The organism is Mixta sp. Marseille-Q2659, assembly GCF_940807255.1.
In the GTDB taxonomy this organism is placed as follows: Bacteria; Pseudomonadota; Gammaproteobacteria; order Enterobacterales; family Enterobacteriaceae; genus Mixta.
Genome location: NZ_CALNWY010000021.1, coordinates 61,338 through 67,914, shown reverse-complemented (window position 1 = coordinate 67,914; position 6,577 = coordinate 61,338). Strand labels below are relative to the sequence as shown.

4 protein-coding genes and 1 pseudogene are annotated in these 6,577 nt (G+C 56.0%); 3 read left to right on the top strand and 2 right to left on the bottom strand.

Annotated features, from left to right (window positions below):
* Both P3C52_RS14810 and gltP read right to left on the bottom strand, forming a co-directional pair.
* On the bottom strand, positions 1–453 hold a 453-nt coding region (locus tag P3C52_RS14810; protein ID WP_275555738.1), incomplete at its 3' end, for an N-acetylmuramic acid 6-phosphate etherase.
* A gap of 140 nt (positions 454–593) precedes the next feature.
* Positions 594–1,895 carry a glutamate/aspartate:proton symporter GltP gene (gene gltP / locus P3C52_RS14805; RefSeq protein WP_275555737.1) on the bottom strand — a complete coding sequence of 434 codons (1,302 nt, stop codon included), beginning with the start codon at positions 1,893–1,895 and terminating at the stop codon, positions 594–596.
* Between the two features lie 510 nt (positions 1,896–2,405).
* Here gltP and acs point away from each other — a divergent pair.
* The 3 genes and pseudogenes from acs to actP all read left to right on the top strand — a co-directional run bounded on the left by acs (position 2,406) and on the right by actP (position 6,446).
* Positions 2,406–4,359, top strand: a pseudogene (gene acs, locus P3C52_RS14800) (acetate--CoA ligase).
* Between the two features lie 117 nt (positions 4,360–4,476).
* Positions 4,477–4,785 (top strand): DUF485 domain-containing protein, encoded by a 309-nt coding sequence (locus P3C52_RS14795; RefSeq protein WP_275555736.1) that lies wholly within the window; start codon positions 4,477–4,479, stop codon positions 4,783–4,785.
* Positions 4,785–6,446 (top strand): cation/acetate symporter ActP, encoded by a 1,662-nt coding sequence (gene actP / locus P3C52_RS14790; protein WP_275555735.1) that lies wholly within the window; start codon positions 4,785–4,787, stop codon positions 6,444–6,446. Before P3C52_RS14795 ends, actP begins: the two co-directional genes overlap by 1 nt.
* Positions 6,447–6,577: the final 131 nt, after the last annotated feature.

Here is a 6,577-nt window from a genome sequence, read left to right as displayed (position 1 = left end):
GCCCAGCACATAAGGCGTGCGTCCGCTGGCAGCGATGCCGACCAGCACGTCGCGCTCGTTAAACTCGATTGCCTGCAAATCCGCCGTGCCCATTTCGCTGTTGTCCTCGGCGTTTTCCACCGCCTGCAAAATGGCTTTGTGGCCGCCCGCAATCAGGCCGACCACCTGTTCACGCGGCGTGCCAAAGGTTGGCGGGCATTCGCTCGCATCCAGAATGCCCAATCGACCGGAGGTGCCCGCGCCGCTGTAAATCAGGCGTCCGCCCTGCTGAAACGCGGCGGCAATCGCGTCTACGGCCTGCGCTATCTGCGGCACAATCGCCTCGACGGCCAGCGCCACCTTTTGATCTTCATTATTGATAACGCGCAGCATCGCTTCCGTCGTTAGCTCATCAATATTTTCGCTGGCTGGATTACGGCTTTCGGTGATCATGCGAGACAGATCGAGACTCATGGCAACTCCCTTATAAACGCGGATGCAATTTTGACGCCCTATAATGAGCAACTCGCCGCACGAAGGAAACCCGCGCCGTTCGGCAAGCGGGCAAAAAAAAACGCCGCCCGGGCGTGGGACGGCGTTAGATTAACGTCTGCTTAGCGGGCGGGCTGAATACGTAGCTGCTGCTCGTACTCTTTCGCCTGCGCGCTGTCGAACTGGTCTTCCCACTTGGCGATAACCAGCACCGCCAGCGCATTGCCTACCACGTTCAGCGCAGTACGCGCCATATCCATGATGCGGTCTACGCCTGCGATAAAGGCCAGACCTTCCAGCGGAATGCCCACGCTGCCCAGCGTTGCCAGCAGCACCACGAAGGAGACGCCCGGCACGCCAGCGATCCCTTTTGAGGTCACCATCAGCGTCAGCACCAGCACGATCTCATCCATCAGGGAGAGTTCGATACCGTACAGCTGGGCGATGAAGATCGCCGCGATGCTCTGGTAAAGAGTTGAGCCATCCAGGTTGAAGGAGTAGCCGGTCGGCACCACGAAGCTGGTGATCGCTTTCGGCGCGCCGTAGGCTTCCATTTTCTCCATAATGCGCGGCAGTACGGTTTCCGAGCTGGAGGTGGAGTAAGCCAGAATCAGCTCATCCTTCAGGATGCGAATCAGCGTGGTGATTTTCAGTTTGCAGAGACGCGCCACCGCGCCCAGCACCACAAAGGCGAAGAACAGGATGGCGGCGTACACCAGCAGCACCAGCTTCGCCAATGGCCACAGCGAGGCGAAGCCGAAGTTAGCGATAGTCACCGAGATCAGCGCAAACACGCCAACCGGCGCATAGCGCATAATCATATGCGTCACTTTAAACATCGCTTCGGAAACAGAGCGGAACACCTGCACCAGCGGATCGCGATGTTCCGACGGCAGCGATGACAGCCCCAGACCAAACAGCACCGAGAAGAAGATGATCGGCAGCATATCGCCGCTGGCGAAAGCCGCGAAAATATTCTGCGGGATCAGCGACAGAATGGTGATCACAAGGCTATGCGCCCCGCTTTCAACCTGCTGTGTCGTCGCTTCATATTTAGAGATATCCACCGTTGCCAGCGTCGACATATCAATGCCGGTGCCGGGCTGAAAAACATTCGCCAGGGTAATCCCTACCACGATGGCAATGGTGGTAATCACTTCAAAGTACACAATGGTTTTGACGCCGATTCTTCCCAGCTTCTTCGCGTCACCCACGCCCGCAATACCCACGACAAGCGTGGAGACAACAATAGGCACCACAATCATCTTGATCAGATGAATAAAAATATCACCGGCAGGCGAGAGGATATTGGTGATTAACCATTCACGATCCCCTGGCTGGTTATGTAAAATCGCTCCGACGATGACACCCAGCACTAATGCAATCAGTATTTGCCAGGCAAGGCTGATTTTAAAACCTTTCATAGTGTTTCATTTCCTTAACAAACCCTGGTTCCGCAAAGGAGCGCGGACATTTACACACTTAAGGGAAATGGACAAAGTCCGGTAAAATCGAGGGTTATTGATGGTTGCGCCCGGAAAAGGGCCGTTGATAAGTACCATTATCAACGGGCGAAAAGCAACCTTTCCAGTACCCTCTTTCGTCCAATTGACTTGCGACGATATAAATACCTTTAGGTTATTGATTCACTAACTCTATGTTCTAAAAAGTAATATAGCGCCTCTTTTTCGCATAACTATGTATGAAAAGCGTTATACCGTTTGCTGTTTTTTTCACCAATTCCGCGCGCCATTACCTACACTTATCGGAAGGCAAAAAGCGAAATATTTTGCTGTCAGGCTAATAAAAAACCTGCATTTTTCATCGTGTTTACTAATCCCGTGATCTGTCGCGCAAAAAAGAAACAAAGCGCTGCTCCTCGCTGTCATTAACCTTTGATTGACATATCATTAACAACTCCAAGGAGATCAGCCATGAGCCAAATTATTAAGCATCCCGTTCCCGCTAATATTGCGGAAAACACCCTGATAAATGCAGAACAGTACCAGTCGATGTACCAACAGTCGGTGCAGGATCCTGACTCCTTTTGGGGCGAACAGGGCAAAATTCTTGACTGGATCAAGCCTTACACTAAAGTGAAGAACACCTCCTTCGCGCCCGGTAATATCAGCATTCGCTGGTACGAAGACGGCACCCTGAACCTCGCCGCAAACTGCCTCGATCGCCATCTGCATGAGCGCGGCAATCATCCGGCGATTATCTGGGAAGGTGACGACGCCAGCGAAAGCAAAACCCTCACCTATCGCGATCTGCATCGCGAAGTGTGCCGCTTCGCCAACGTGCTTAAAGAGCTGGAAATCAAGAAAGGCGATGTGGTCGCTATTTATATGCCGATGGTGCCGGAAGCAGCCATCGCCATGCTGGCCTGCGCCCGTATCGGCGCGGTGCATTCGGTCATTTTCGGCGGCTTTTCGCCGGAAGCGGTGGCGGGCCGTATTATCGATTCCAGCGCGAAGCTGGTGGTGACCGCCGATGAAGGCGTGCGCGCGGGCCGCACCATTCCGCTGAAGAAAAATGTCGATGAGGCACTGAAAAATCCTGGCGTGACCACCATTGAACGCGTGGTGGTGCTGAAGCGTACCGGCAACGAGGTCGCCTGGCAAAATGGCCGCGACTGCTGGTGGCATGAGCTGATAAACAGCGCCTGCTCTCATCATCAACCGGAAGAGATGAACGCCGAAGATCCGCTGTTTATCCTTTATACCTCCGGCTCCACCGGCAAACCGAAAGGCGTGCTGCACACCACCGGCGGCTATCTGGTTTATGCCGCGGCAACCTTTAAATATGTATTCGATTACCATCCGAGCGACGTTTACTGGTGTACCGCCGACGTCGGCTGGGTAACCGGTCACAGCTATCTGCTGTATGGTCCGCTGGCCTGCGGCGCGACAACGCTGATGTTTGAAGGCGTGCCTAACTGGCCGCAGCCCAGCCGGATGGCGGAAGTGGTAGATAAGCATAAGGTGACGCTGCTCATACCGCGCCGACGGCGATTCGCGCGTTGATGGCGGAAGGCGACCGGGCCATTACCGGCACCAGCCGCGCTTCGCTGCGCATTATGGGATCGGTCGGCGAGCCGATTAACCCGGAGGCCTGGGAGTGGTATTACAAGAAAATCGGCGACAGCCGCTGCCCGATTGTCGATACCGGTGGCAAACCGAAACCGGCGGCTTCATGATCGCGCCGCTGCCCGGCGCCACCGAGCTGAAGCCGGGCTCGGCCACTAAACCTTTCTTCGGCGTGCAACCTGCGCTGGTGGATAACGAAGGCCGTCCGCAGGAAGGTGCCTGCGAAGGCAACCTGGTAATTGTCGATTCCTGGCCGGGCCAGGCACGCACGCTGTTCGGCGATCACGAGCGCTTTGAGCAAACCTACTTCTCCACCTTCAAAAACATGTACTTCAGCGGTGACGGCGCGCGCCGTGACGAGGATGGCTATTACTGGATTACCGGCCGCGTGGACGATGTGCTGAATGTGTCAGGCCATCGACTGGGCACCGCCGAGATTGAATCGGCGCTGGTTTCCCATGCCAAAATCGCCGAGGCGGCGGTAGTCGGTATTCCGCACAGTATTAAAGGCCAGTCGATTTATGCCTATATCACGTTGAACCACGGCGAAGAACCCACGCCTGAGCTGTATGCGGAAGTTCGCAGCTGGGTACGCAAAGAAATTGGGCCGATCGCTACGCCGGATGTGCTGCACTGGACCGATTCGCTGCCAAAAACCCGCTCCGGCAAGATTATGCGTCGTATTCTGCGCAAAATTGCCACCGGCGATACCAGTAATCTGGGCGACACCTCGACGCTGGCCGATCCTGGCGTAGTGGAAAAACTGCTGGAGGAAAAACAGAGCATTACGATGCCATAACGGGCGGCGATCGCCCGACGATAACAACAAGCGGCAAGGCTGGCTGCGGCCAGCCCATAACAACAGACGTCATAACATCATAGTCCTGCGATCTTTTCTTACCTCTGGAGACGCTGCATGAACGACGCTATCTATGCCCGAATAGAGAATAGCGCGCGCTTTAAAGAACTGGTGCATAAGCGCCAGCGTTTTGCGCTGATTCTGTCCATTATCATGTTGATCCTCTACGTTGGCTTTATCCTGCTTATCGCTTTTGCGCCCGGCTGGCTGGGCGCGCCGCTGCATGAAGGCACCAATGTGACGCGCGGTATTCCCATCGGCGTCGGCCTGATTGTGATCTCTTTCATTCTGACCGGCGTATATGTCTGGCGCGCCAACGGCGAATTCGATCGCCTGACCAAACAGATCCTTGATGAGGTGAAATAATGAACGGGCTTAAGCGCTTTACCGCGGGGCTCGCTCTGCTGCTTCCATTGCCGCTGCTGGCGGCCGATGCGATCACCGGCGCCGTGCAAAAGCAGGGCACCAACTATCAGGCGATTATTATGTTCCTGGTGTTTGTCGCCGGGACGCTGGGCATTACCTGGTGGGCGTCCAAACGTACCCGCTCGCGCAGCGACTACTATACCGCGGGCGGCAATATCACCGGTTTCCAGAACGGGCTGGCGATGGCCGGGGATTTTATGTCCGCCGCCTCGTTTCTCGGTATTTCCGCGCTGGTCTATACCTCCGGCTACGACGGGCTGATTTACTCGCTGGGCTTCCTGGTGGGCTGGCCGATCATCCTGTTTTTGATTGCTGAACGTCTGCGCAACCTGGGCCGCTACACCTTTGCCGATGTCGCCTCTTACCGTCTGCAGCAAAAGCCGATCCGCACGCTGTCCGCCTGCGGCTCGCTGGTGGTGGTGGCGCTGTACCTGATTGCGCAGATGGTCGGCGCGGGCAAACTGATCCAGCTGCTGTTCGGCCTGGATTACCATGTTGCCGTGGTGCTGGTGGGCATTCTGATGGTGCTGTATGTACTGTTCGGCGGCATGCTGGCTACCACCTGGGTGCAGATTATCAAGGCGGTGCTGCTGCTGTTCGGCGCATCCTTTATGGCGATTATGGTGATGAAATCGGTCGGCTTCAGCTTTAATACGCTGTTTACCGAGGCGATGGCGGTGCATCCGAAAGGCCAGGCAATTATGCGCCCCGGCGGGCTGGTGAACGACCCGATTTCCGCACTGTCGCTGGGACTGGGACTGATGTTTGGTACGGCGGGTTTGCCGCATATTTTGATGCGCTTCTTTACCGTTAGCGACGCCCGCGAAGCGCGTAAAAGCGTATTCTGGGCCACCGGCTTTATGGGCTACTTTTACTTCCTGACCTTTATTATCGGCTTCGGCGCGATTCTGCTGGTAGGCGCCAATCCGGCCTTTAAAGATGCGGCTGGCGCGCTGATCGGCGGCAATAATATGGCGGCGGTCCATCTGGCTAACGCGGTCGGCGGCAGTACGTTCCTCGGCTTTATCTCAGCGGTGGCGTTCGCCACCATTCTGGCGGTGGTGGCCGGTCTGACGCTGGCGGGCGCGTCTGCCGTTTCGCACGACCTGTATGCCAGCGTGGTGCGTAAAGGCCAGGCGACCGAGAAGGAAGAGCTGCGCGTATCGAAAATTACCGTGCTGATTCTGGGTGTGGTCGCCATTGCGCTGGGCATTCTGTTTGAAAAGCAGAACATCGCCTTCATGGTTGGGCTGGCCTTCTCCATTGCCGCCAGCTGTAACTTCCCGATTATCCTGCTGTCGATGTACTGGTCGAAGCTGACCACGCGCGGCGCGATGATCGGCGGCTGGCTGGGCCTGCTGACGGCGGTCATTCTGATGATTCTTGGCCCGACGGTTTGGGTTCAGGTATTGGGACATACAACACCGGTTTTTCCGTATGAATATCCGGCGCTGTTCTCCATGCTGGTGGCGTTTATCGGCACCTGGCTGTTCTCGGTTACCGATCACTCAGCACAGGGCGCACAGGAGCGTCAGCTGTTCCGCGCGCAGTTTGTACGCTCGCAAACCGGCCTCGGCATCGACCAGGGTAAAGCGCACTAGCCAATACGTGCTGATTTAACGAAGTAAGCATTAACAGACAGGGCCGTCAGGCCCTGTTTTTTTGGCATTAACGCCGCCAGCAAAACGACGGTTTAGGCTGGAATCGCTTAATAAGTAACGCCCTGTCCGCT

Excerpts from the sequence above, each read along its gene's own strand:
- gltP (WP_275555737.1), bottom strand. The coding sequence starts at position 1,895 with ATGAAAGGTTTTAAAATCAGCCTTGCCTGGCAAATACTGATTGCATTA.
- P3C52_RS14795 (WP_275555736.1), top strand. The coding sequence starts at position 4,477 with ATGAACGACGCTATCTATGCCCGAATAGAGAATAGCGCGCGCTTTAAA.
- actP (WP_275555735.1), top strand. The coding sequence starts at position 4,785 with ATGAACGGGCTTAAGCGCTTTACCGCGGGGCTCGCTCTGCTGCTTCCA.